The sequence below is a fragment of the Mycolicibacter arupensis genome (assembly GCF_002086515.1).
GTDB classification, from domain to species: Bacteria; Actinomycetota; Actinomycetes; order Mycobacteriales; family Mycobacteriaceae; genus Mycobacterium; species Mycobacterium arupense.
Window position 1 is genome coordinate 39,386 of the sequence record NZ_MVHH01000004.1, and the last position, 24,782, is coordinate 64,167.

Sequence of the window (24,782 nt, forward strand, 5' to 3'; positions counted from 1 at the left end):
CTCAGGCCCCCGCCGCTGCCGCCTGCTCGGTGAAACGCTCGTAGCCGTTCGCTTCGAGCTCATCGGCGAGTTCCGGTCCGCCGGACTCCACGATTCGTCCACCGGCGAAGACGTGCACGAACTGCGGCTGGATGTAGCGCAGGATCCGGGTGTAGTGGGTGATCACCAGCACGCCACCGTTCTGCGTCTCCTGGTAGCGGTTCACGCCCTCGCTGACCACGCGCAGGGCGTCGACGTCCAGGCCGGAGTCGGTCTCATCGAGAATCGCGATCTTCGGCTTGAGCAGGCTCAGTTGCAGGATCTCGTGACGCTTTTTCTCCCCACCGGAGAAGCCCTCGTTGACGTTGCGTTCGGCGAACCCGGAGTCGATGCCCAACTCGGCGAAAGCCTCCCGCTGCTCCTTGATCCAGGTGCGCAGCTTCGGTGCCTCACCGCGCACCGCGGTGACCGCGGTGCGCAGGAAGTTCGACATCGACACACCGGGCACCTCGACGGGGTACTGCATCGCCAGGAACAGACCCGCGCGGGCGCGCTCGTCGACGCTCATCGCCAGCACGTCTTCGCCGTCGAGGGTGATCGACCCGGACGTCACCGTGTACTTGGGGTGCCCAGCGATCGCGTAGGACAGCGTCGACTTTCCGGAACCGTTCGGACCCATCAGGGCATGTGTCTCACCGGAGTTCACCGTCAGGTCGACCCCGTGCAGGATCGGGATGTCGGCGGTGCCGTCGTCTCCGGCGGGCGTCACACTGACATGCAGGCCCTTGATTTCCAATGTGCTCATTGCTGATTCGTGTCCTTCGATGATGCGTTCGGATTTAGGTGGTCTCGGTGACCGCGAGTTCACGCTCGACGGCCTCGGTGAGGCGCTCCCGTACGGCCTCGACGGGGATCTTGGCGATGATCTCGCCGAAGAAGCCGCGCACGATCAGGCGCCGGGCCTGGTCTTCGGGGATGCCACGCGCCTGTAGGTAGAACAGCTGGAGATCGTCGAATCGGCCGGTGGCGCTGGCGTGTCCGGCCTGCACGATCTCCCCGGTCTCGATCTCCAGGTTGGGGATCGAGTCGGCCCGGGCGCCGTCGGCCAGCACCAGGTTGCGGTTCACTTCAAAGGTGTCGGTGCCGATGCCGGTAGCGCGGATCAGCACGTCGCCGACCCAGACGGTGTGGGCGTCGGGCAGTCCCGACTCGGGATCACCCTGCAGCGCGCCCTTGTAGAGCACGTTCGACCGGCAGTGCGGCCGGGCGTGGTCGACCAGCAGACGCGATTCGAGGTGCTGACCGGCGTCGGCGAAGTACAGACCGAGCATCTCGGCGTCGCCACCCGGGCCGTCGAATCGGACCCGGCCGGTCAGCCGCACCAGATCCCCGCCCAACTGCACCGCGGTGTGGCGCAACACCGCGTCCTTGCCCAGCGCCGCATGGTGGCTGGTGACGTGGACCAAATCCTGCTCCCCGTCGGCGATCCACACCACGGTCAGCGCAGCCCCGTCACCGACGACGAATTCGACGTTGTCGGCGTAGGTCCCGCCGCCGCGGACATCGATCACGACGGTGGCGCGCGACAATTCCTCGGCGCGCAGCTGCAGATGGCCGTAGGCCGTGGTGCCCGCACCGGGACCGGTCACGGTGATCGTGATCGGCTCGGCGATCTCGGCGCCCTTGGGCACGGTCACCACGGTCGCACTGCCGAATGCCGAGTACGCCTGGGCTGCGACACGGTCGGCGGGAACGCCTGCGGCGCCCAGGCGATCGTCGTCGCGCGGGACCGTCTCGGACCGAACGCTCTCCGGACCGTCCACCTCGATGCCGGCGACCCCGTCGGCCACAGCCGAACCGTCGTGTAGGCCACGCAGCCTGCGCAGCGGGGTGAACCGCCAGGCTTCGTCACGACCGTGTGGCACCTCGAAGGCGTCCACATCGAATGACGTGAACTGCATCCCCTTGTGGAAGCCTTCGGCCGCGTTGGTCAGGTTGGTACCCGCGATGGAGCTCGTCACCTAGCCCACCGAGCCTTCCATCTGCAGCTGAATCAGCTTGTTGAGTTCGAGCGCGTATTCCATCGGCAGTTCCTTGGCGATCGGCTCGATGAACCCACGCACCACCATCGCCATCGCCTCGTCTTCGGTCAGGCCCCGGCTCATCAGGTAGAACAACTGGTTCTCGCTGACCTTGGACACGGTGGCCTCGTTGCCGACGGTGACGTCGTCTTCCCGGATGTCGACGTAGGGATAGGTGTCGCTGCGGCTGACGTTGTCGACCAGCAGCGCATCGCATTTCACGCTCGACTTGGCTCCGTGTGCGCCCTTGTGGATCTCCACCAGGCCCCGGTAGGAAGACCGGCCGCCACCGCGCGACACCGACTTGGACACGATGTTGCTGGACGTGTTGGGCGCCAGGTGCAGCATCTTGGCGCCGGTGTCCTGGTGCTGGTCCTCGCCGGCGAAGGCGACCGAGAGCACCTCGCCCTTGGCGTGTTCGCCGGTCATCCAGACCGCCGGGTACTTCATGGTGACCTTGGAGCCGATGTTGCCGTCGACCCATTCCATGGTGGCGCCGGCCTCAGCCCGGGCGCGCTTGGTCACCAGGTTGTAGACGTTCACCGACCAGTTCTGGATGGTGGTGTAGCGGCAGCGACCGCCCGGCTTGACCACGATCTCCACCACCGCCGAGTGCAGCGAGTCCGAGGTGTACACCGGTGCGGTACAGCCCTCGATGTAGTGCACGTAGGCGTCTTCGTCGATGATCATCAGCGTGCGCTCGAACTGGCCCATGTTCTCGGTGTTGATCCGGAAGTAGGCCTGCAGCGGGATGTCGACATGGACTCCCTTGGGCACATAGATGAACGATCCCCCGCTCCACACGGCGGTGTTGAGCGCGGAGAACTTGTTGTCTCCGGCGGGGATCACCGTGCCGAAGTACTCGCGGAACAGCTCCTCGTGCTCCTTGAGCGCGGTGTCGGTGTCGAGGAAGATGACGCCTTGCGCCTCAAGGTCTTCACGGATCTTGTGGTAGACGACTTCGGACTCGTACTGAGCCGCCACACCACCGATGTAGCGCTGCTTCTCGGCTTCGGGGATACCCAGGCGGTCATAGGTGTTGCGGATGTCGTCGGGCAGGTCGTCCCAGGTCTGGGCCTGCTTCTCGGTGGACCGCACGAAGTACTTGATGTTGTCGAAGTCGATCCCGGTCAGGTCCGAGCCCCAGTTGGGCATCGGCTTCTTCAGGAACGTCCGGTACGCCCGCAGCCGGGCCTGCAGCATCCACTCCGGCTCGTTCTTCTTCGCGGAGATGTCGCGCACGACCTCCTCGGAGATACCCCGCTGGGCGGCCGCACCGGCGGCGTCGCTGTCCGCCCACCCGAATTCGTACCGGCCCAGCGACGCGATCGTCTCGTCCTGGGTCGGCTCCGCGGTTGCTTCGGTGGCCTCCGGCGTGAGTGTCATGGTGACGCTCCTTCGGTGTTCGTGATGGCTTCGGTGCAGTGTGTGCGCCGAAGATCGGTCGATACTGCTAATGCTTCCTGGTGACGGCGCCGGCCTTCCCGGCTCGGTTGGTCAGTGGCACATGGGTGGTGCAGACGTAGCCGCCGTCGGCGATAGTCGCCAACCGCTGTACGTGGGTGCCCAGCACCGCTGCCATCGCCTCCTGCTCGGCCTGGCACAGCTCCGGGAACTCCTTGGCGACGTTGGCGATCGGGCAGTGGTGCTGCAGGATCTGCACTCCCGGAACGCCCCCCTCCACCCGTGCGGTGGTGGCGGCGTAGCCGGCCTCGGACAGCGCACCGGCAATGCGTTCCGCGGTGGCCTCCAAGTCGCCGTCGGCCGAAGCCGCGGCAACGTTGTTCAAGATGACATCGATGCGCTGACGCGCGAAGTCGGCCACCGCATCCTCACCGCCGATCACGTGCAGTTGGCGTATTGCCGCAACCGCGAGGTCGTCGTAGCGGTGACCAAGCTTGCCGCGGCCCGCTTCGGTGAGCTGGAACCGCTTCGCCGGACGCCCCCGCCCCACCTGCTGCCAGGACGCCGCCGCATGCGCTTCGGCATCACCCATCTCGATCAGGGCGTCGAGGTGGCGACGCACCCCGGCGGCCGACAATCCCAATCGGGCGCCGATCTCCCCTGCCGTGATCGAGCCGGACTCCATCAGCAGGCGTACCACCGCGTGACGCGTGTCGTGGCCGCTGGCGGCGTCCGTCGCCGGCGAGGCACCTTCGGTAACCGCACCGCCGGGACCCTGCCCGGCGGTTTCGGTAGCGGCCTGCCCCTCGGCCTCGATTTTCACAACACCAGTGTGACGCAATTCCCGGGCTCGGTCTAGAAAGGGTTACCTCAGTTCAGGCGGGTTGCGCCGTTGCGCTGATCACATCCGGCGCAGGCCCCAGCGGCCCCGGCCGTCGCCGAGGGGCCGTTACGCTGCTGGGATGTCCCCTCGCCGGCATTCGCTGAGCACATCGATCGCGCACCTGCACGGCGATGAGCGCACCGTCGGCTCCCCACTGAATACCGCTGAACTGGTCGCATTGCGGCGCACTCGGCTGTTCGGGGCCACCGGAACGGTGCTGATGGCGATCGGCGCGCTCGGGGCCGGGGCGCGGCCGGTGGTGCAGGATCCGACCTTCGGAGTCCGGCTGCTGAACCTGCCGTCGCGGCTGTCCACGGTGGCCTTGACCATGACCACCACGGGCGCGGTGATGATGGCGCTGGCCTGGCTGATGCTGGGACGGTTCGCCCTGGGACGGCGACGGATGTCCCGCAGCCAGCTGGATCGCACGCTGCTGCTGTGGATGTTGCCGCTGCTGGTGGCCCCTCCGATGTACAGCAAGGACGTCTACTCCTACTTGGCGCAGAGCCAGATCTCCCGGCTGGGCCTAGACCCCTATCGGGTGGGGCCGGCACCGGCCTTGGGCCTCGATCACGTCTTCACCCTCTCGGTTCCCAGTCTCTGGCGCGAGACGCCGGCGCCCTATGGCCCCCTGTTCCTGTGGATCGGGCGCGGAATATCGGCCTTGACCGGCGAGAACATCGTCACCGCGGTGCTGTGCCACCGGGTGGTGGTGCTGCTCGGGGTCGGTTTGATCGTGTGGGCGGTACCGCGGCTGGCGGCCCGCTGCGGAGTCGCCGAGGTCAGCGCCCTGTGGTTGGGTGCGGCCAACCCGCTGCTGCTGATGCACCTGGTCGCCGGCATCCACAACGAGGCGCTGATGCTCGGCCTGATGCTGACCGGCACCGAGTTCGCCCTGCGCGGGATCACCGCCGCCCGGCCCCTGGTGCCCTCGCTACGGGACCACCCGACCTGGAGTGACTGGGCGCCACTGGCCGAACTGCTGGCCGGCGCGGTATTGATCACGATGTCCTCGCAGGTCAAGCTGCCGTCACTGCTGGCCCTGGGCTTCGTGGCGATGGCCCTGGGCTGGCGCTGGGGCGGCGACCTGCGGGCCTTCCTGCTGGCCGGCACCAGCATGTCGGCACTGGCGGCAGCGGTGACCGGTGTGATCGGCTGGGCCAGCGGACTGGGCTTCGGCTGGGTCTTCACGCTGGGGACCGCCAACGTGGTGCGCAGCTGGATGTCGCCTCCGACCCTGATCGCGCTCGGCACCGGCCAGGTCGGGATCCTGCTGGGGTTGGGCGACCACACCACCGCGGTGCTGTCGCTGACCCGCGCGATCGGCGTGCTGATCATCGCGGTGCTGGTGGTCTGGCTGCTGCTGGTGGTGTTCCAGGGCCGGCTACACCCGGTCGGCGGGCTCGGGGTCGCACTGGGAATCACGGTCCTGCTGTTCCCGGTGGTTCAGCCCTGGTACCTGCTGTGGGCGATCATCCCGCTGGCCGCGTGGGCCACCCGCCCCCAATTCCGGATCGCGGTGATCGGGGTGACCCTGGTGGTGGGCATCTTCGGACCGACGGCCAACGGCGACCGTTTCGCCCTCTTCCAGATCGTGGACGCGACCCTGGCCAGTGCCGTCGTGGTGCTGGGCCTGTTCCTGCTGACCTATCGGCGGCTGCCGTGGCGCGCGTTGCCCCGGGCCTCCGAGGGCGCGACGGGCGATCTGCCCGCCCAGGAAGCCACCCCCCGAGCGGCCGCCACCACCGACGCTTACGCTGATTCCCCGTGAACTCAGCTGTCGCGGTGCGTTTGTGCGGGGTGCGCAAGCGTTACGGCACCGGTCCATCGGCGGTCGACGCAGTCGCCGGCCTTGATTTCGAGGTACAGACCGCCGAGGTGTTCGCCCTCCTGGGCCCCAATGGTGCCGGTAAGACGACGACGGTCGAGATGTGCGAAGGCTTCGTACGCCCCGACGCCGGCACCATCGAGGTCCTCGGCCTGGACCCGGTCGCCGACAACGATCGGCTGCGGGAACGCATCGGCGTGATGCTGCAGGGCGGCGGTGGCTATCCGGCCGCCCGCGCGGGCGAGATGCTCAAACTGGTGGCCTCGTACTCGGCGAACCCGCTGGACCCGCAGTGGCTGCTGGAGACCCTCGGCCTGACCGAAGCGGCGCGCACCACCTACCGGCGGCTCTCTGGAGGCCAACAGCAACGACTCGCCTTGGCCTGCGCACTGGTCGGCCGCCCGGAGCTGGTGTTCCTCGACGAGCCCACCGCCGGCATGGACGCGCACGCGCGCCTGCTGGTGTGGGAGATGATCGATGCGTTGCGCCGCGACGGCGTGACGGTGGTACTCACCACCCACCATTTGCGCGAGGCCGAAGAATTGGCCGATCGGCTGCTGATCATCGACCATGGCGCCGTGGTGGCGGCCGGCACGCCGGCGGAATTGACCCGCAGCGGGGCGCAGGGACAGTTGCGTTTCACCGCGCCGCCCCGATTGGATCTGTCGCTGCTGGTCACGGCGTTGCCGGAGGGATATCGGGCCAGCGAGGTACTGCCCGGCGAATATCTCGTCGAGGGGGCAGTGAATCCGCAGGTGCTGGCGACGGTCACCTCCTGGTGTGCCCACCTGGACGTCTTGGCCACCCAACTGCGGGTGGAACAGCGCAGCCTCGAGGACGTGTTCTTGGAGCTGACCGGACGGGAGCTACGCCCATGAGTGCTCAGCAGGTGTTCGCACCCGGCACCTTCACCCCCGATCCGCGTCCGGCCAGTGTGCCGGCGATGCTGGCCGCGCAGTATCGGTTGGAGCTGACCCTGCTGCTGCGCAACGGCGAGCAACTGTTGCTGACGATGTTCATCCCGATCACCCTCCTGATCGGGCTGACAGTGCTGCCGCTCGGCCCCTTCGGGGAGGGCCATGCCGAACGCGCGACCACGGTGCTGCCGGTGATCATGTCACTGGCGGTGATCGCCACCGCGTTCACCGGCCAAGCCATCGCCGTGGCGTTCGATCGGCGTTATGGGGCACTCAAGCGCCTGGGCGCCACGGCACTGCCGGTGTGGGGTGTGATCGCCGGAAAGTCGTTGTCGGTGGCCACCGTGGTGCTGTTGCAGTCGGTGGTGTTGGGAGCGATCGGCATCGCCTTGGGCTGGCGGCCGACGGTGGCCGGACTGGGGCTGGGCGCGGTGATCATCGCGCTGGGAACCGCCTGTTTCGCCGCGCTGGGCCTGTTGCTCGGCGGTAGCCTGCGCGCCGAGATCGTGCTGGCCGGCGCCAATCTGCTGTGGTTCGTCTTCGGAGGGTTCTCGGCCCTGACGGTGGAGACCGATCTGGTGCCGGAAACGGTGCGCTGGCTGGCCCGACTGACGCCCTCCGGCGCGCTCACCGAGGCGCTGGCGCAGGCGCTGAGCGTGTCGCTCGACTGGTTCGGCATCGCGGTGGTGTGCGGGTGGGGCGTGGTGGCCGCCATCGGCGCGGTGCGGTGGTTCCGGTTCAGCTGACCTACTACGGGATGTAGTTAGCGATCCTCTACGATCAGCCCGTGGGACGGTTCCTGATGCGCCTGGTCGACCTGCTCCCAGAACCGGGCCTGCGCACCCAGCGATGGCTGGCCGCTGCGGTGGTGTTCACGCAGGGATTCATCTCGGTCACCGGAGCGATCGTGCGCGTGACCGCCTCAGGTCTGGGGTGCCCTACCTGGCCGCAGTGCTTCCCGGGCAGTTACGTCCCGGTCGCGGTGTCGGAGGTGCCGCGGATCCATCAGGCCATCGAATTCGGCAATCGCATGGTGACTTTCGCAGTGGTGATCACCGCCGCACTGGCCGTGCTGGCCGTTATTCGGGCGCGGCGGCGCACCGAGGTGCTGGTGTATGCCTGGCTGATGCCCGGCTCCACCGTGGCGCAGGCGGTGATCGGCGGGATCACGGTACGCACCGGGCTGGCCTGGTGGACGGTGGCCGTTCACCTGCTGGTCTCGATGCTGATGGTCTGGCTGGCCGTGCAGTTCTTCGCCAAGGTCGGCCAGCCCGATGACGCCTCGGCCGTGGTGATCCAGCGGGCCCCGGCAGCGTTGCGCTGGCTGACCGCGCTGTGCGCCGCCGTATTGGCCGCGGTATTGGTCACCGGAACCCTGGTGACCGCCGCGGGACCGCACGCCGGCGACAAGAGCGCGGCCCGCACGGTGGCCCGCCTCAAGGTGGAGGTGTCCACCCTGGCCCACCTGCACGAGTCCCTGCTGATCGGATTCCTCGGGCTGTTGGTGGGACTGGCCTTCGGGCTGGCGGCGGTGCGGGCGGCCGCTCCGGTGATCCGCCGTCTGACGGCGGTGATCGTCCTGGCCCTGGCTCAGGGGCTGATCGGCGTCGTCCAGTACTTCACCGGGGTGCCTGCCGTGCTGGTCACCCTGCACGTGGCCGGTGCCGTGCTGGTCACCGGAGCGACCGCGGCGCTATGGGCGTCGCTGCGCGAGCGGGCCCAGCCCGAGTCGCTCTAGGGCCGCGCCGACCTCGACGGCGAACCGCCGCTGCGCCCGGTCCCGCTGCTCGGCGTCGAGCTCGTCAAAACCCCATTGCGGGGCGATCAGATCCAAACTGACCAGGCGCGCGTCCGCCGCGCCACCGGCGACGTCCGCACGGGCGTAGAGCAGTTCCTCGATCCGGATGCTCAGACGCTCCGCGGCAGCCCGCAGCGCGGCACGCCCGATGTCCCACAGCTCGAAGTCCGGATCGCAACCCGCGGCACCGAATGCGTGCGAGCGGCCGGCGCCGAAGAACACCAGCGCGGTGACGTCACGCGGCGATTCGCCGGCATACGTCGGCACGCCGTCGCACTGCAGGTCTGCCAGGTAGCGGCGGTCGGCGTTCCAGGCCACCACTTCCGGGGGATTGAGTAGATGAGTCACCCGCGTCGTCCAGTCCAGGAACTCGGCGTGCCGCCGCGGGGCGCCCCCGGCGGTCCGCAGAATCACCAGATCCGCCGCCAGGGTGTCGGGGTGGTCCCAGGGCAGTTGACGGGCGTGCAGCCCGCGCTGACGCAGCGCCGCGACCAGCCCGGCGTCACCGCCGGAACCGGAGCCGTCGTGCCGACCGCCCCGCGGATCGACCGCCAGGACGATGCGCGGATGGAAGATCTCGGGCCGGGCCAGCTTCATGCAGACCTCATAGTCGGAGATGATAGTCACCATGCACGCCGTGGAAGTGGCCGCGACCGGTGGCCCCGAAGTCTTGACCTACGTCGACAGGCCGCAGCCCTCCCCCGGCCCCGGCGAGGTGTTGATCCGAGTCGAGGCCGTCGGGGTCAACTACATCGACACCTACTTCCGCTCGGGGATCTATCCGGCCGCATTGCCCTTCGTGGTCGGCAGCGAGGCTGCCGGAACCGTGGCCGAGGTCGGCGCGGGTGTGAGCACGCTCGGCGTCGGCGATCGTGTGGTGACGGCTGCGGCCACCGGCGCCTACGCCGAATACTGCACAGCGCCAGCGGCTTTGGCGGCGCCGATCCCGGCCGGGGTTGACGCCGGTGTGGCCGCGGCCGCGCTGCTGAAAGGCCTGACGGCGCACTACCTCATCACGTCGGTGTACGCGGTGCAACCCGGAGACACCGTGTTGCTGCATGCCGGAGCCGGCGGGGTGGGCCTGATCCTGACTCAATGGGCCACCGCGCTGGGAGCCCGGGTGGTCACCACCGTGTCGAGTCCGGCCAAGGCGGAGCTGTCGCGGCAGGCCGGGGCCGTGGCGGTACTCGACTACCCCGGCTCGGGTGACGCCGCCGCGGTCGAGTTCGGCGCCCGCATCCGGGAGCTGACCGGGGGCGTCGGGGTGGCCGCGGTGTATGACGGCGTCGGCGCCACCACATTCGACGCAAGCCTGGCCAGCCTGGCCGTGCGGGGCACGCTGGCACTGTTCGGCGCGGCCAGCGGCCCGGTGCCGCCGGTGGATCCGCAGCGCCTCAACGCCGCCGGATCGGTGTACCTGACCCGGCCCAACCTCGCCCACTTCACCCGGACGGCCGAGGAGTTCTCTTGGAGGACGGGCGAACTCTTCGCCGCTGTCGAGAGCGGCACGCTCGAGGTGACGGTCAGCCGGCGCTATCGGCTCGCCGACGCGGCCCAGGCCCATCGCGACCTGCAGGGCCGCCGCACCGTCGGCTCGATCGTGCTCGAGGCTTAACCGACCCCGCGGTCGGCGTCCCAGCCGTCGGGCAGCAGCGGCATCCGGGGGCCGTCGGCGAATTCCGTCCCTTCCAACCGGGTGAGCCCGGTGACGCGGGTCCGGGCGCTCGGTGCGCGTGCCGAGCGCCCCAGGTTCCCCGCGCCGCGATCCGATACCGGTGCCGGTTCCCAGTCGGGGGTCACCTCGATGGTCAGATCCATCACGGCGTCAGCGTGACCCGCTCTGGTGTGGCGTCGCCGGAGACGATTGGCCCGGCGGGATTCTGCGGCCGCCGCGACCGAGCCGGTCTCGGGGGTGGGAGTCTTGCGCTTGGCGCTGTCCGCCGCGGAAGCGTGAGCGCCAAGACCTGATCCGTAGTCGATCCGGGGCCCGCCCCCGATCAGGTAGGGAAACAGTGGCGGACCGGCGGGCACGGGCGCCGGCGGCGCTGGAGCCGGCGGTGCCGCTGCCGCACCGGCCGGGGCGGCAGCGGGCGGAGGCGCCGGTGGTGGCGGTGCAGCCGCCACCGCCGAGCCGACCGCGACAGCGGGCACATCGGCGACGACGGCGGGAGTCACCGGCACGGCGCCGCCCACCGGCACCGGCTGCGGCAGACCGGCCAGGCCGGCGAGTCCCGACAGGCCCCCGACAGGTGCCACCACCGCACCCGCTGCGGCGGCCATCGCCGCGGGCTGGCTTACCGCCTGCAACAACTGGGCGATGTGGGTGGGCCAGTCGAACAGCACCAGTGCCGCGAAGTACTGCAGCGCCGGGACGATCTGGCTTGGGTCCTGGGTGATCATCAAGAAGTCCTGGTAGAGCTCCAGAGTGCGCGCGAGGTACCAGATCGGTTTGGTGGCATCGGCGTAGAACTCGTAACCGATGCCGTTGATCGCCTTCGCGGCCGGGTCCCAATTGATCCCGAAGTTCCGCAGGAAGTCCGCCACGGCGGTCGTCACGCCGTTGGTGATGGGATCGAGTCCCGGGCGTCCTGTTTCTATGCCAAGGCTTTTCAGAATCGGCTCCAGGTAGTCCAGTAGCCACTGCAGTGGATTCTCGGTGATCGGTTCGGGCGTCCACGGTGAGGTGGCCGATGCCGATCTCTGGATCGGTGCCGCCGCGGTGGCAGCGGGGGTCGCCGCCATCGACGCCTCACAGGCCGCCTGATAGAGCGCCATGGTGGTGGCGGCCTGCATCCACATCCGGAAGTAGTCGGCCTCGTTGAGGGCGATCGGAATGGTGTTGATCCCGAAGAAGTTGGTCGCCACCAGTGTGCCGTGGGTGGCGTGGTTGGCGGCCAGCTCCGGCAGCGTCGGCATCGCCGCCACCGCGGCGCTATAGGCCGCGGCCGCCTGCTCGTGCAGCAGCGCCATCCGGGCGCTGTCCGCTGCGGCGCGGTGCAGCCACGCCAGGTACGGCAGGTGCGCCGCCTGATATTGCTCGCCCGCAACGCCCCGCCACACCCCGGACTCCGAAGCCAAGAGCGCGGTCAGATCCGCCGCGGTGTCCGCGTAGGCCGCGCTCAACGACGTCCATGCCCCCGCGGCGCTGAGCAGCGGCCCGGGGCCGGGGCCCGCACTGAGCAGGGCCGCATGCACCTCGGGCGCAGACGCCATCCACACCGGGCCGAACACGAGGATTCACTCTAGCGAATCCGTTATTTCGGCTAGACGAACTCTGCCTATTTCGTCGTGTCGGCCAGACCGGCGGGCAGCAAGGGCAAGCGCGGCCCGTCGTCCATTGCACCACCGAGCAGGACCGTCAGCCCCGCGGCCGGACTGCCGGTGCGGACCCCGGCCCCGGCGAACCCGCCGGCCCGCTGGGGCGACGCCGTCACGTCCGCCGGAACCGGATCCTCCCATTGCGGGCTCACCTCGACGGTGAGGTCCATGACAGCGTTACCGGGCCGGCGCATCGCGGCGCGCCGCCGGCGACGGGCCCGCCGCCGTTCTCCCTCCGCGGCGCCCGCCGAGGCCGCGGCCGCAGAACCCCGCGGCTCGCAGGCCCTGCGGGACGCGGCCGCTCGGGCGGACATGCCGGAGCCGGAACCGATGCCGGGCGGGCCGAGCAGATACGGCGGGAAGAAGGGCGCGGCTCCCGGCGGAGGCGGCGCAGCGGGCGGGACGGTCCCGCCGACGCCCGCCGGGGCCGGCGCAGCGGCAGGCGCCGGGGCGGACGAGGAGGGAATCGCCGGTGTCGGGGCTCCCGCCGGCGACGATCCAACGCCGGCAAAGGCATCGGGCGTCACATCCAGCGGCAGCGGAGCAAGCGGCTGCGGTGGACCGGCCACGCCGGCCAGTCCGGCCACACCTCCCACCGCGCCCACCGGGGCGACCAGCACGCCGAGCGCAGCGGCGAACAACTGGGGCGATTGGGCCAGCCATGAGCCAATCTCGGCGAGGTGTGTCGGCCAGTCGAACTCCGCCAGCTGGACCAGATACTGGAATCCCAGCGCGGGATTCTGCTGGAAATTCACGCCGAGCTGCTGAAAGTCCTCCCACAGTTCCAAGGCCCGCACCAGCCAGAACATCGGCTGATTGGGATCGACGTACTCGTCGTAGGCAATGCCGTTCATCATCGCGTGGGCGGGGTCCCAGTTGATCTGACCGTTGCTGACGGTCTGCAGAATCTTGGCGACCAAGTGATCCAGGGGGTCGTTGACGGTGGGGTCGGTGCCCTCGTCGGCAGCTGCGGGCTGCGCATCGGCTTTGAGGATCTGCGGTGCCGACGCGGCCTGCGGCGCCGAGGACACCGCGGCTCCGGCCACGGCCTGATAGGTCGCCATCGTTGTCGCGGCCTGAACCCACATCCGCACGTAGTCGGCCTCGTTGAGCGCCAGCGGAATCGTGTTGACCCCAAAGAAGTTGGTCGCCGCCAGCACGTCGTGGGCGATGTGATTGGCGGCCAGCTCCGCCATCGTCGGCATGGTGGCCAGCGCGCCGAGGTAGGCCGCGGCGGCTGCCTCGAAACGGGCGGCCGTCGTGGCGCTGTCGGCTGCGGTTCGATTCAGCCAGGCCACGTAGGGCATGTGGGCCGCCACATATGCCTCCGCGCTGGGGCCCCGCCATGCGCCGGCCCGAACGGCCCCCAAGGTCGCCATGAGTTCGGAGGCAGCGTCGGCGTATTCCGTACCCAACGCCGCCCAGGCGGCCCCGGCAGCCAGCAGCGGACCCGGCCCCGCCCCGGCGCTCAGCAGTGCCGAGTGCACCTCCGGTGGCGATGCCATCCAGAACGGAGTCGGTACGGTCACGGGCCACCAACCGACCAGTTAATGAATATGGTTTTCATTATCGAAAATTGAAGACCGCGTGCGCCCACCGGCACCAGATGCGCAAGCCCCCTATTGCCTGCGTCGCTGCTGTGAAGCCGATGCCCAGCTGGCACCATCGTTCACATGCCGACCCCGCCGTTCATCGTCGAGCTCCGCACCCACATCGGCCATGCGCCGCTCTGGCTGATCGGGGTGACGGCGGTGGTGATCCGCGACGATGAAGTGCTGCTGGTCAAAAGGGCCGACAACGGCGTCTGGGCACCCGTGACCGGAATCGTGGACCCCGGCGAGGAGCCGGCGGACGCCGCCGTGCGGGAGGTGGCCGAAGAGACCGGTGTGACCGCGATTCCCGTCCGGCTGGCCTGGGTCCACGTCACCGCACCGGTGACGCACGTCAACGGCGACCAGGCGCAATACCTCGACCACGTCTTTGTTCTGCGCTGGGTGGCGGGAGAGCCCTATCCCGCCGACGACGAGAGCACGGCTGCGCGGTGGTGTGCGCGCACTGCACTGCCCGACATGCCGGAGCGGATGACGGCCCGCATCGACGCAGCGTTCGCGGCGGGTGCGACAACCCGGTTCGAGTGGAGCCGAAGTCCCTAGGACAAGAGCCTAGAAGAGGGTGGGCAGCCCGATCGCTGAGTCGACTGCCAGCGCGCAGAAGACCAGCGCCAGATAGTTGTTCGACTGCAGGAACAACCGCAGAGGCTTGATCGGCTCACCACGCCGCACGCCCGCGTAGAGCTGGTGGGCCATGGCCAGGAACCAGGCGCCGGCCAGGACCGCGACCGCCGCATACAGCCACCCCGCAGCAGGCACCAGCGCCAGCGTCGCCAGCACGGTCGCCCAGGTGTAGACCACGATCCGGTGGGTGACCACATGCTCGCTGGCGACCACCGGCAGCATGGGCACCCCTGCCGCCGCGTAGTCCTCCTTGTAACGCATCGCCAGCGCCCAGGTATGCGGCGGCGTCCAGAAGAAGATCACCAGGAACATCACCACCGCGGGCCAGCCGATGGTGCCGGTGACCGCCGACCAGCCGATCACCACCGGCATGCAGCCGGCCGCCCCACCCCACACCACGTTCTGGGACGTACGGCGCTTGAGCATCATCGAATAGACCAGCACGTAGAACGCGATCGTGGCCACGGCCAGCAGGCCCGAGATCAAGTACGTAGTGCGCCACAGCCACAGGAACGAGCCGACACCGAGCCCCAGGCTGAACACCAGGGCATTGCGGGTCGGCACCGCCTCGCGGGCCAGCGGGCGAAGCGCAGTGCGCTTCATCACCTTGTCGATGTCGGCGTCGACGACGCAGTTCAGCGCATTGGCGCTGGCAGCCGCCAGCATCCCGCCGATCAGCGTGTTGAAGATCAGCAGCGGATTCACCGTGCCGCGGTCAGCCAACAGCATCGCCGGAATGGTCGTGACCAGCAGCAACTCGATGATCCGGGGCTTGGTCAGCGACAGGTACGCCAACAACGTGCTGCGCACGGCGCGTATTCGGCGCGGCTGCGCGCGCTCGCGAATACTCACGTGATGACTCCTAGGATGGCAGCTGCGACGCCAGCTTCTACTACCGACGATGGTAGACCGCCTGGCCAGGTCGTCCGAATCGCAGGGTCAATTCGCTCCGCAATACACACGGCGACCGCACCTGCAACACTGCGCTCGCCCGCACTAGGGTGAGAGAAGCAACTCGGCCTGTTGTGAAGACCCAATCCCGAAGATGAGGACCTGAAGTTCGTGACCACTGCTGCAGAGATCTCCGCTCTTACCGCCCCGCACCACCCGGCAGACTGGGCCGAGATCGACTCCGTCGCGGTCGACACCGCCCGGATCCTGGCCGCTGACGCGGTGCAGAAGGTCGGCAACGGCCACCCGGGCACCGCCATGAGCCTTGCGCCGTTGGCTTACACGCTGTTCCAGCGGGTCATGCGCCACGATCCCTCCGACACCGACTGGCTGGGCCGCGACCGTTTCGTGCTGTCCTGCGGACACTCCAGCCTGACCCTCTACATCCAGCTCTACCTGGGTGGTTTCGGGCTGGAGCTGGCCGACATCGAAGCTCTGCGCACCTGGGGCTCCAAGACCCCGGGCCACCCGGAGTTCCGCCACACCAAGGCCGTGGAGATCACCACCGGCCCGCTCGGTCAGGGTCTGGCCTCGGCGGTCGGCATGGCGATGGCGGCGCGCTATGAGCGCGGCCTGTTCGACCCGGACACCGCGCCGGGCGAGAGCCCGTTCGACCACTTCATCTACGTGATCGCCTCCGATGGTGACGTTCAGGAGGGCGTGACCAGCGAGGCGTCCTCGCTGGCCGGCGTCCAGCAGCTGGGCAACCTCATCGTGTTCTACGACCACAACAAGATTTCCATCGAAGACGACACCGCGATCGCATTCAGCGAGGACACCGCGGCCCGCTACCGCGCCTACGGCTGGCATGTCCAGGAGGTCGAGGGCGGGGAGAACGTGACCGGCATCGAGGAGGCGATTGCGGCGGCTAAGGCCGTCACCGACAAGCCGTCGTTCATCTCGCTGCGCACGATCATCGGTTACCCGTCCCCCGGCAAGATGAACACCGGGGGCATCCACGGCTCGGCGCTGGGCGCCGACGAGGTGGCAGCCACCAAGTCCGCGCTCGGTTTCGATCCCGAGAAGGCGTTCGACGTGCGCGAAGACGTGATCACCCACACCCGCGCCCTGGTGGCGCGAGGCAAGCAGGCCCACGCCGAGTGGCAGGAGCAGTTCGAGGCGTGGGCAGCCCGCGAGCCGCAGCGCAAAGCGCTGCTGGACCGCTTGCTCGCCGGTGAGCTGCCGCAGGGCTGGGACGCCGAGCTGCCGCACTGGGAGCCCGGTTCCAAGGCCGTCGCCACCCGCGCGGCATCCGGCAAGGTCCTCAACGCCGTGGGCGCGAAGCTTCCCGAGTTGTGGGGCGGCTCAGCCGATCTGGCGGGCAGCAACAACACCACCATGGACGGGGTGAAGTCGTTCGGCCCGACCTCGATCTCCACCGGCGAGTACAGCGCGGACCCGTACGGCCGTACCCTGCACTTCGGGATCCGTGAGCACGCCATGGGTTCGATCCTGTCCGGCATCGTTTTGCACGGACCTACCCGCGCCTACGGCGGCACCTTCCTGCAGTTCTCGGACTACATGCGGCCGGCGGTGCGGCTGGCCGCGCTGATGGACATCGACCCCATCTACGTGTGGACGCACGACTCGATCGGGCTGGGTGAAGACGGCCCCACCCACCAGCCCATCGAGCACCTCGCGGCGTTGCGTGCCATCCCCCGGCTCTCGGTGGTGCGTCCGGCCGACGCCAACGAGACGGCCTACGCCTGGCGTACCGTGCTGGCTCGCGGCGCAGACAGCGGCCCGGTGGGGCTGATCCTGACCCGGCAGAATGTGCCGATCCTGGAGGGCACCGATGCCGAGGGTGTCGCGCGCGGCGGCTACGTGCTCGGTGGTCTCGATGCCGCCGGTACCGATCAGCCCGACGTCGTGCTGATCGCCACCGGGTCGGAGGTGCAGCTCGCGGTCGAAGCGCAGAAGATCTTGGCGGCCCAGGACATCACCGCTCGGGTGGTGTCGATGACCTGCCTGGAGTGGTTCGAATCTCAGCCGGTCGACTACCGCGACGCGGTGTTGCCGCCCTCGGTGTCGGCGCGAGTTGCCGTCGAAGCCGGCATCGCACAGTGCTGGCACAAGATCGTCGGCGACACCGGCGAGATCGTGTCGATCGAGCGCTACGGCGAATCAGCCGACTACCAGACGCTGTTCCGCGAGTTCGGCGTGACCGCGGAGGCCGTCGTCGCCGCGGCCATCAGAACCCTGGACAACTGACATCGGTCGACTGGTCGATCGAGAAGGAGCGCAACATGACTCAGAATCCGAAGCTTGCCGCTCTGGCCGCCGCCGGCGTGTCGGTATGGCTCGATGACCTGTCCCGTGACCGGCTGACCTCGGGCAACCTCGTCGAACTCGTCGCCACCCGCAGCGTGGTGGGGGTGACCACCAACCCGACCATCTTCCAGAAGGCGCTGGAGAAGGGACATGCCTACGACCAGCAGCTGGCCGAGCTTGCCGCTCGTGGCGCCGACGTGGACGCGGTGATCCGCACCGTCACCACCGATGACGTGCGCAACGCGTGCGACGTGCTGGCTGCGGCGTGGGAGGCCTCCGACGGCGTGGATGGGCGGGTCTCGATCGAGGTGGATCCGCGCCTTGCCCACGACACCGACAAGACCGTCGCCCAGGCCGTCGAGCTGTGGAAGATCGTCGACCGACCCAACCTGTTCATCAAGATTCCGGCCACCAAGGCGGGGCTGCCCGCGATCAGCGCGGTTCTGGCTGAGGGGATTTCGGTCAACGTCACCCTGATCTTCTCGGTCGAACGGCACCGCGAGGTGATGGACGCCTACCTGGCTGGCCTGGAAGCGGCCAGGACCGCCGGGCATGACCTGTCCACGATTCACTCGGTGGCCTCATTCTTCGTGTCCCGGGTGGACACCGAGATCGACGCCCGGCTGGAGAAGATCGGCTCGGCCGAGGCGCTGGCCCTGCGCGGCAAGGCCGGCCTCGCCAACGCCCGGTTGGCCTACGCCGCCTACGAAGAGGTCTTCACCGGTGAACGCTTCGCCGCGCTGGCCGCCGACGGCGCCCGGGTACAGCGCCCACTGTGGGCGTCCACCGGGGTCAAGAACCCGGACTATCCCGACACCCTGTATGTCACCGAACTGGTTGCGGCGCATACCGTCAACACCATGCCGGAGCCGACGCTGGATGCGGTGGCCGACCACGGTGAGGTCACCGGCGACACCATCACCGGGACCGCGGCGGCCTCTGAGCAGGTGTTCGAGAAACTCGAGGCGGTGGGGATCGATGTCACCGACGTCTTCATCGTGTTGGAATCCGAAGGCGTAGAGAAGTTCGAAGCGTCCTGGGGTGAGCTGCTGGAGGCCACCGCGGCGCAGCTCGACGGGGCCAAGTGATCTGATGGGCGGCGCCGGGGCAGCGCGCAACGCCGCAACGGAATGGCGCAATCCGTTGCGCGACAAGCGGGACAAACGCCTGCCCCGTATCGCTGGTCCCTGCGGCGTGGTGATCTTCGGGGTCACCGGAGACCTGGCCAGGCGCAAGCTGATGCCGGCGATCTACGACTTAGCAAACCGTGGGCTGCTGCCGCCCACGTTTGCCCTGGTCGGGTTCGCCCGCCGGGACTGGGCCGACGAAGACTTTGCCGACGTGGTCTACCAGGCCGTCAAGGAACATGCCCGGACCCCGTTTCGCCAGGTGGTGTGGGATCGGCTGGCGGCCGGATTCCGTTTTGTGACAGGCACCTTCGATGACGACGAGGCCTTCGCCCGGCTGGCCAAGACCCTCGAAGATCTCGACACCGAACGCGGTACCGGCGGCAATCATGCCTTTTACCTGTCGATTCCGCCCGGGGCCTTCCCGGTGGTGTGCGAGAAGCTGCACTCGACGGGGCTGGCCCGGCCGCGCGACGGCCGTTGGAGCCGGGTGGTGATCGAGAAGCCGTTCGGCCATGACCTGACCAGTGCTGTCGAGCTCAACTCCGTGGTCAACAGCGTTTTTCCGGAGGAGTCGGTGTTCCGGATCGACCACTACCTGGGCAAAGAGACCGTGCAGAACATCCTGGCCCTGCGCTTTGCCAATCAGCTGTTCGATCCGATCTGGAACGCCCACTACGTCGACCACGTACAGATCACCATGGCCGAGGACATCGGCCTGGGCGGGCGAGCCGGATATTACGACGGCATCGGGGCGGCCCGGGATGTGATCCAGAACCACCTGCTGCAGCTGCTGGCGCTCACCGCCATGGAGGAGCCGGTGAGCTTCTCCCCCGCCGAATTGCAGGCCGAGAAGATCAAGGTGCTCTCGGCCACCCGACTGGCCCAGCCGTTGGATGAGACCACCTCCCGCGGCCAATACGCCGCCGGATGGCAGGGTGGCCAGCACGTCGTGGGCCTGCTCGACGAGGACGGGTTCGCCCACGATTCGCGGACCGAGACGTTTGCGGCGATCACCTTGGAAGTCGACACCCGACGCTGGGCGGGTGTGCCGTTCTACCTGCGGACCGGCAAGCGCCTGGGGCGGCGGGTCACCGAAATCGCGCTGGTGTTCAAGCGGGCGCCGCACCTGCCGTTCGACGCCACCATGACCGACGAGCTGGGCAAGAACGCACTCGTCATCCGGGTCCAGCCCGACGAGGGAATCACGCTGCGGTTCGGATCCAAGGTGCCCGGTCACCTGATGGAGGTCCGCGACGTCAACATGGACTTCTCCTATGGATCGGCGTTCTCCGAGGATTCCCCGGAGGCCTACGAACGCTTGATCCTGGATGTGCTGCTGGGTGAGCCGTCACTGTTCCCGGTCAATGCCGAGGTCGAATTATCTTGGGAGATACTCGATCCGGTGCTCGAGAACTGGGCCGAGCACGGCCAGCCCGAGCCGTACGTGGCCGGGAGCTGGGGCCCGAAGTCGTCGTTCGAGATGCTCACGCGATCCGGTCGGGAATGGCGGAGGCCCTAGATGATCCGCGCCGCCGACGATGCAGAGCGAAGGATGAGCGATGAGGAGGAGCGGCGCTCATGATCATCGAGCTTCCCGACACCACTACCACCGCTATCAACAAGAAGCTCGACGCGATTCGCGAGCAGGTGGGTGCGGCGACGACGGGCCGGGTCCTGACCCTGATCATCGCGATCGGAAATGACGCGCTGCTCGACGAGTCCGTCGCCGCGGCCAATATCGCCAGCCAAGAACACCCGAGCCGGGTGATCGTGGTGGTCACCGGCGATACCGAGGCGCCACAGGCCCGCCTGGACGCCGAGCTGCGAATGTTCGGCGACGCCGGCGCCAGCGAGATCGTGGTGCTGCGGCTGCACGGCCCGCTGGCCGAACACGCCGACGCCGTCGTGGTGCCCTTCCTGCTTCCCGATATCCCGGTGGTCGCGTGGTGGCCCGACACCGCGCCGGCATCGCCGGCCACGGACCCGCTCGGAGCATTGGCGTTGCGGCGGATCACCGACGCCACCAACGCCCCCGATCCCCGGGCAGCGATCACCAGCCGCCGAAACGGCTACACCGCCGGCGACACCGACCTGTCGTGGAGCCGGGTCACCTACTGGCGGGCGTTGCTCGCCTCGGCACTGGATCAGCCGCCATTCGAGCCGATCCGTTCGGCGGTGGTGTCGGGCCTCGCGACCGAACCCGCCCTGGACATGCTGGCGGGCTGGCTGGCCAGCCGCATCGACGGTCCGGTCCGCCGCACGGTCGGCGACCTCAAGATCGAGCTGACTCGCGACAGCGAGACCGTGTCGTTGAGCCGCCCGCAAGAGGGTGTGACCGCCACCTTGCGCCGCACCGGCAAGCCCGAAGCCCTGGTCCCGCTACCCCGCCGGGTCACCGCCGAATGCCTGGCCGAAGACCTGCGCAGACTCGATCCCGACCTCATCTACGGCGCAGCGCTGGCCGGCCTCGAAGAAGTGGAGTACCTGTGATCGTTGCGCCCTACCCCGACGTGGACGCCCTGGTCGCCGCCGCCGGTGACCGGCTGGCGGACGCCGTCGAGTCGGCCATCGCGGCCCGAGGCCGTGCCCTGCTGGTGCTGACCGGCGGCGGAACCGGCATCGGGCTGCTGCGCAGACTCGGCGAACATGCCGCACGGATCGACTGGGAACGCGTACACGTCTACTTCGGCGACGACCGCTTCGTGCCTGGCGACGACGCTGAACGCAACGAGAAGCAGGCCCGAGAGGCGCTGTTGGACCACGTCGGTATCCCGGCGGGCAACATTTACGCGATGGCCGCCAGCGACGGCGCATTCGGCGATGATCTGGACGTGGCGGCGCTGGCCTACGAGCAGCTCCTGGCCGATCATGCCGAACCCGGTGAGCGCACGCCCGACTTCGACGTGCACCTGCTGGGCATGGGCGGCGAGGGCCATGTCAACTCGCTGTTCCCGGACACCCCGGCGGTCATCGAATCCGCACGGCTGGTGCTCCCGGTCCACGACTCGCCGAAGCCGCCCCCGCGCCGCATCACCCTGACACTGCCGGCGATTCAGCGCTCCCGCGAGGTGTGGCTGGTGGTGGCCGGGGAAGCCAAGGCCGAGGCGGTAGCGGCCGCGGTCGGAGGTGCCGACCCGGTGGCGGTGCCCGCCGCCGGAGCGATCGGGCGTGAGCAGACGGTCTGGTTGCTCGACGAAGCGGCGGCATCGCTGCTGCCCGCCACGTCATAATGAGCGCTATGGCAGACAGAAGCTCGGGATCCGGCACGGAACGTAAGCGACTCAAGACGCTGGCTCAGGCGGCCCTGAACGCCGACGTGACGGTCGGGCAGCTCGAAGATGTCCTTGATGGTCTGGGCGGCACCATGAACGAGCTCAACAGTTCACTGTCTCATCTCAACGCGACGATCGAACGCCTGGGCGGCGGCCTGGACCACCTTGAGGAGACCATGTCCAGCTTGGATGATCTCGCTCGTCGCCTGGTCACGCTGATCGAGCCGGTGGAGGCGATCGTCAGCCGGATCGACTACCTGGTCGAAGTCGGCGAGACGGCGATGGCGCCCCTGACGGCGACCGAGAACGCCGTGCGCGGCGTATTCAATGCCATGCGAAATCGGGTGGTGCGCTGACGTCTGGACGCTCGGACAGATCCGTCGGGCCGCGGCGCGCTGGCTGCCGCCCCCCGGACTCAGGCGTATTTGATGAGCAGGCCCACCGCGATGATCGAGGTCAGCCAGATCGCGATCACGAAGTAGGTCAGCCGGTCCAGGTTCTTCTCAACCACCGTCGAACCGGACAGGCTGGACTGCACACCGCCGCCGAACAGCGTCGACAGGCCGCCGCCCTTGGCGCGGTGCAGCAGCACCAGCAGAATCACCAGCAAGCTGGTGATCACCAAGAGAATCTGCAGCGTCAAGATCATTCCGCTACCCTACCGTTCGTCTCAGGCCGGCTCCGGCGCCGGGTCAAGGGAGGGGCCCGCCGGCGGCCAGCGCCGCCAGCATCGCGAACTGCTCACCATCGAGCGAGGCTCCGCCCACCAGACCACCGTCCACATCGGGCTGGCCGATGAGTTCGCCCACGTTCTTGGCATTCACCGAGCCGCCGTAGAGCACCCGGACGGTGTCGGCGATCTTGGGCGAGGCAAGCTTGCCCAGCTCGCTGCGCACCGCCGCGCAGACCTCCTGCGCGTCGGCCGCACCGGCCACCCGGCCGGTGCCGATGGCCCACACCGGTTCGTAGGCGATGACGCTCGCACCGATCTGCTCGGCGCTCAGCCCGGCCAGGGAACCGCGCAACTGCTCCAGGCAGTACTCGACGTGGTCGCCGGCCTCTCGGATCTGAAGGTGCTCACCGATGCAGATGATCGGGGTCAGGCCGTGCTTGAGGGCGGCGGCGGCCTTCGCGGCGACCAGCGCGTCGTCCTCACCGTGGTAGCTGCGACGCTCGGAGTGCCCGACGACCACAAAGGTGCAGCCCAGCTTGGCCAGGAACGCCCCGCTGACCTCGCCGGTGTAGGCGCCCGCGTCGTGCTGCGAGAGGTCCTGGGCACCGAACGTGAGCCTGAGCTTGTCGCCGTCGACCAGGGTCTGCACGCTGCGCAGGTCGGTGAACGGCGGCAAGACCGTGACGTCGACCTTGTCGAAGTACTTGTCCGGCAGCGCGAAAGCCACCTTCTGCACCAGAGCGATCGCCTCGAAATGGTTGAGGTTCATCTTCCAGTTGCCGGCGATCAACGGCTTGCGACTCATGACAGTCCTCCGTTTTCCAAGACCTGCAGGCCCGGGAGTGGTTTGCCCTCAAGGTATTCCAGCGAAGCACCTCCGCCGGTGGAGATGTGCGAGAAGCCGTCCTCCGGCAGACCCAGCGCCCGTACCGCCGCGGCGGAGTCGCCCCCGCCGACCACGCTGAACGCTCCCTTGGCGGTGGCTGCTGCGATAGCTTCGGCCACACCCCGGGTGCCGGCCTCGAAAGCCGGGAACTCGAAGACGCCCATCGGCCCGTTCCAGAAGATGGTTTTGGCGTTGCCCAGCAACGCGGCAAACCGATCCACCGAACCCGGGCCGACATCGAGGCCCATCTTGCCGTCCGGAATGGCCTCCGCGGCAACGACCTCGCCGGTGGCGGCGGCGTCGAACTTGTCGGCCACCACGATGTCCACCGGCAGGCGCAGCACATCTGCGTAGTCATCGAGCAGCTGCCGGCAGGTGTCCACCATGTCGGCCTCCAGCAATGAGGTGCCGACCTGCAGGCCCTGGGCGGCCAGGAAGGTGAAGCACATCCCGCCGCCGATCACGATCGAATCGGCCTTGGTGGCCAGCGACTTGATCACGCCCAGCTTGTCGCTGACCTTGGACCCGCCCAGCACCACGGCGTAGGGCCGCTCGGTGGACTCGGTCAGCTGCTGCAACACCGTGATCTCGGCGGCGACCAGGGTCCCGGCGTACGACGGCAACAGCGTGGCGATGTCATAGACGGACGCCTGCTTGCGATGCACCACACCGAATCCGTCGGAGACGAAGGCCCCCGGCGAACCGTCCGGCGCCGCGACCAGCTCAGCCAGCGCTCGGGCCAGCGCCAGGCGCTGGCCGTCGTCCTTGCTGGTCTCCCGCGCATCAAAACGGATGTTCTCCAGCAGCAGCACGTCACCGTCGGTCAGCCCCTCGGCGCGGGCCAGGGCGTCGGTGCCGACCACATCACCGGCCAGCTGGACGTGCCGACCCAACTGCTCGCTGAGCGCGGCCGCAACCGGCGCCAGCGACAGTTTGGGGTCCGGACCGTCCTTGGGGCGGCCCAGGTGGGCGGTCACCACGACCTTGGCGCCGGCATCGACCAGCGCGCGCAGGGTCGGCACCGAGGCGATGATCCGGCCCGCGTCGGTGATCGTGCCGTTCTCGTCGAGCGGAACGTTGAGGTCGGAGCGCACCAGCACGCCCCGCCCCGTTACGCCCTCGGCGATCAGGTCTTGGACTGACTTGACGGCCACGAT

Annotated in this window: 23 protein-coding genes; 12 read left to right on the top strand and 11 right to left on the bottom strand. The window is 68.5% G+C overall.

What is annotated here, in order from left to right; translation table 11 throughout:
• Window position 1 precedes the first annotated feature (1 nt).
• The 4 genes from sufC to BST15_RS03400 form a co-directional block, all read right to left on the bottom strand.
• Window positions 2-784: a Fe-S cluster assembly ATPase SufC gene (sufC, locus tag BST15_RS03385; protein ID WP_046189428.1), complete on the bottom strand. Its 783-nt coding sequence runs from the start codon at window positions 782-784 to the stop codon at window positions 2-4.
• 34 nt (window positions 785-818) lie between these two features.
• A complete protein-coding gene (sufD, locus tag BST15_RS03390; protein ID WP_046189440.1) occupies window positions 819-1,940 on the bottom strand; it encodes a Fe-S cluster assembly protein SufD in 1,122 nt (373 codons plus the stop codon).
• A gap of 60 nt (window positions 1,941-2,000) precedes the next feature.
• Window positions 2,001-3,446 (bottom strand): Fe-S cluster assembly protein SufB, encoded by a 1,446-nt coding sequence (sufB, locus tag BST15_RS03395; RefSeq protein ID WP_083070809.1) that lies wholly within the window; start codon window positions 3,444-3,446, stop codon window positions 2,001-2,003.
• Window positions 3,447-3,513: 67 nt separating this feature from the next.
• Entirely contained in the window at window positions 3,514-4,287 is a 774-nt protein-coding gene (locus BST15_RS03400; protein ID WP_046189430.1) for a helix-turn-helix transcriptional regulator, read from the bottom strand.
• Window positions 4,288-4,426: 139 nt separating this feature from the next.
• Here BST15_RS03400 and mptB point away from each other — a divergent pair, with 139 nt between their 5' ends.
• The 4 genes from mptB to BST15_RS03420 are packed head-to-tail and all read left to right on the top strand — an operon-like array spanning window position 4,427 to window position 8,830.
• Window positions 4,427-6,118: a polyprenol phosphomannose-dependent alpha 1,6 mannosyltransferase MptB gene (gene mptB / locus BST15_RS03405; protein ID WP_046189431.1), complete on the top strand. Its 1,692-nt coding sequence runs from the start codon at window positions 4,427-4,429 to the stop codon at window positions 6,116-6,118.
• Window positions 6,115-7,053: an ABC transporter ATP-binding protein gene (locus BST15_RS03410; RefSeq protein ID WP_046189432.1), complete on the top strand. Its 939-nt coding sequence runs from the start codon at window positions 6,115-6,117 to the stop codon at window positions 7,051-7,053. Before mptB ends, BST15_RS03410 begins: the two co-directional genes overlap by 4 nt.
• Window positions 7,050-7,838, top strand: a complete 789-nt coding sequence (locus BST15_RS03415) for an ABC transporter permease (protein WP_046189433.1) — start codon at window positions 7,050-7,052, stop codon at window positions 7,836-7,838. The genes BST15_RS03410 and BST15_RS03415 overlap by 4 nt, the downstream gene beginning before the upstream one ends.
• Before the next feature lie 56 nt (window positions 7,839-7,894).
• Window positions 7,895-8,830, top strand: coding sequence for a COX15/CtaA family protein (locus BST15_RS03420; RefSeq protein WP_046189441.1), 936 nt, complete (start codon window positions 7,895-7,897; stop codon window positions 8,828-8,830).
• On the opposite strand, the gene BST15_RS03425 is transcribed toward BST15_RS03420, so the two are convergent.
• Window positions 8,786-9,487 carry a hypothetical protein gene (locus BST15_RS03425; RefSeq protein WP_046189442.1) on the bottom strand — a complete coding sequence of 234 codons (702 nt, stop codon included), beginning with the start codon at window positions 9,485-9,487 and terminating at the stop codon, window positions 8,786-8,788. The two genes, BST15_RS03420 and BST15_RS03425, sit on opposite strands and share 45 nt — an antisense overlap.
• A gap of 31 nt (window positions 9,488-9,518) precedes the next feature.
• Between BST15_RS03425 and BST15_RS03430 the strand changes: the two genes are divergently transcribed.
• Window positions 9,519-10,505, top strand: coding sequence for a quinone oxidoreductase family protein (locus tag BST15_RS03430; RefSeq protein WP_046189434.1), 987 nt, complete (start codon window positions 9,519-9,521; stop codon window positions 10,503-10,505).
• On the opposite strand, the gene BST15_RS03435 is transcribed toward BST15_RS03430, so the two are convergent.
• A complete protein-coding gene (locus BST15_RS03435; protein WP_083070814.1) occupies window positions 10,502-12,103 on the bottom strand; it encodes a PPE family protein in 1,602 nt (533 codons plus the stop codon). The genes BST15_RS03430 and BST15_RS03435 overlap by 4 nt on opposite strands.
• Before the next feature lie 65 nt (window positions 12,104-12,168).
• Complete coding sequence (locus tag BST15_RS03440) at window positions 12,169-13,713, bottom strand: PPE domain-containing protein (protein WP_083070815.1); 1,545 nt, start codon at window positions 13,711-13,713, stop codon at window positions 12,169-12,171.
• Window positions 13,714-13,881: 168 nt separating this feature from the next.
• On the opposite strand from BST15_RS03440, the gene BST15_RS03445 reads away from it, so the two are divergent.
• A complete protein-coding gene (locus BST15_RS03445; RefSeq protein ID WP_046188062.1) occupies window positions 13,882-14,361 on the top strand; it encodes an NUDIX hydrolase in 480 nt (159 codons plus the stop codon).
• Window positions 14,362-14,370: 9 nt separating this feature from the next.
• On the opposite strand, the gene BST15_RS03450 is transcribed toward BST15_RS03445, so the two are convergent.
• The gene (locus BST15_RS03450; RefSeq protein ID WP_046188061.1) at window positions 14,371-15,294 is read right to left on the bottom strand and encodes a heme o synthase; all 924 of its coding nucleotides are present in this window, start codon (window positions 15,292-15,294) and stop codon (window positions 14,371-14,373) included.
• Window positions 15,295-15,504: 210 nt separating this feature from the next.
• Between BST15_RS03450 and tkt the strand changes: the two genes are divergently transcribed.
• The 6 genes from tkt to BST15_RS03480 are packed head-to-tail and all read left to right on the top strand — an operon-like array spanning window position 15,505 to window position 22,422.
• Window positions 15,505-17,604, top strand: coding sequence for a transketolase (tkt, locus tag BST15_RS03455; protein ID WP_046188060.1), 2,100 nt, complete (start codon window positions 15,505-15,507; stop codon window positions 17,602-17,604).
• A gap of 35 nt (window positions 17,605-17,639) precedes the next feature.
• Entirely contained in the window at window positions 17,640-18,752 is a 1,113-nt protein-coding gene (tal, locus tag BST15_RS03460) for a transaldolase (RefSeq protein WP_046188059.1), read from the top strand.
• 4 nt (window positions 18,753-18,756) lie between these two features.
• The gene (zwf, locus tag BST15_RS03465) at window positions 18,757-20,313 is read left to right on the top strand and encodes a glucose-6-phosphate dehydrogenase (RefSeq protein WP_046188058.1); all 1,557 of its coding nucleotides are present in this window, start codon (window positions 18,757-18,759) and stop codon (window positions 20,311-20,313) included.
• 59 nt (window positions 20,314-20,372) lie between these two features.
• Window positions 20,373-21,284 (top strand): glucose-6-phosphate dehydrogenase assembly protein OpcA, encoded by a 912-nt coding sequence (gene opcA, locus BST15_RS03470; protein WP_046188057.1) that lies wholly within the window; start codon window positions 20,373-20,375, stop codon window positions 21,282-21,284.
• Entirely contained in the window at window positions 21,281-22,024 is a 744-nt protein-coding gene (gene pgl, locus BST15_RS03475; protein ID WP_046188056.1) for a 6-phosphogluconolactonase, read from the top strand. Before opcA ends, pgl begins: the two co-directional genes overlap by 4 nt.
• Window positions 22,024-22,422: an ATPase gene (locus BST15_RS03480; protein WP_046188055.1), complete on the top strand. Its 399-nt coding sequence runs from the start codon at window positions 22,024-22,026 to the stop codon at window positions 22,420-22,422. Before pgl ends, BST15_RS03480 begins: the two co-directional genes overlap by 1 nt.
• A 59-nt stretch (window positions 22,423-22,481) precedes the next feature.
• Here BST15_RS03480 and secG read toward each other — a convergent pair whose 3' ends face one another.
• Genes secG through BST15_RS03495 form a run of 3 tightly spaced genes read right to left on the bottom strand, consistent with a single transcriptional unit; the run spans window position 22,482 to window position 24,779 of the window.
• Complete coding sequence (secG, locus tag BST15_RS03485) at window positions 22,482-22,715, bottom strand: preprotein translocase subunit SecG (protein ID WP_046188054.1); 234 nt, start codon at window positions 22,713-22,715, stop codon at window positions 22,482-22,484.
• A 43-nt stretch (window positions 22,716-22,758) separates the two neighbouring features.
• Window positions 22,759-23,544 (bottom strand): triose-phosphate isomerase, encoded by a 786-nt coding sequence (gene tpiA, locus BST15_RS03490; RefSeq protein ID WP_046188053.1) that lies wholly within the window; start codon window positions 23,542-23,544, stop codon window positions 22,759-22,761.
• Complete coding sequence (locus BST15_RS03495; RefSeq protein ID WP_046188052.1) at window positions 23,541-24,779, bottom strand: phosphoglycerate kinase; 1,239 nt, start codon at window positions 24,777-24,779, stop codon at window positions 23,541-23,543. The genes tpiA and BST15_RS03495 overlap by 4 nt, the downstream gene beginning before the upstream one ends.
• Between the last annotated feature and the right edge of the window lie 3 nt (window positions 24,780-24,782).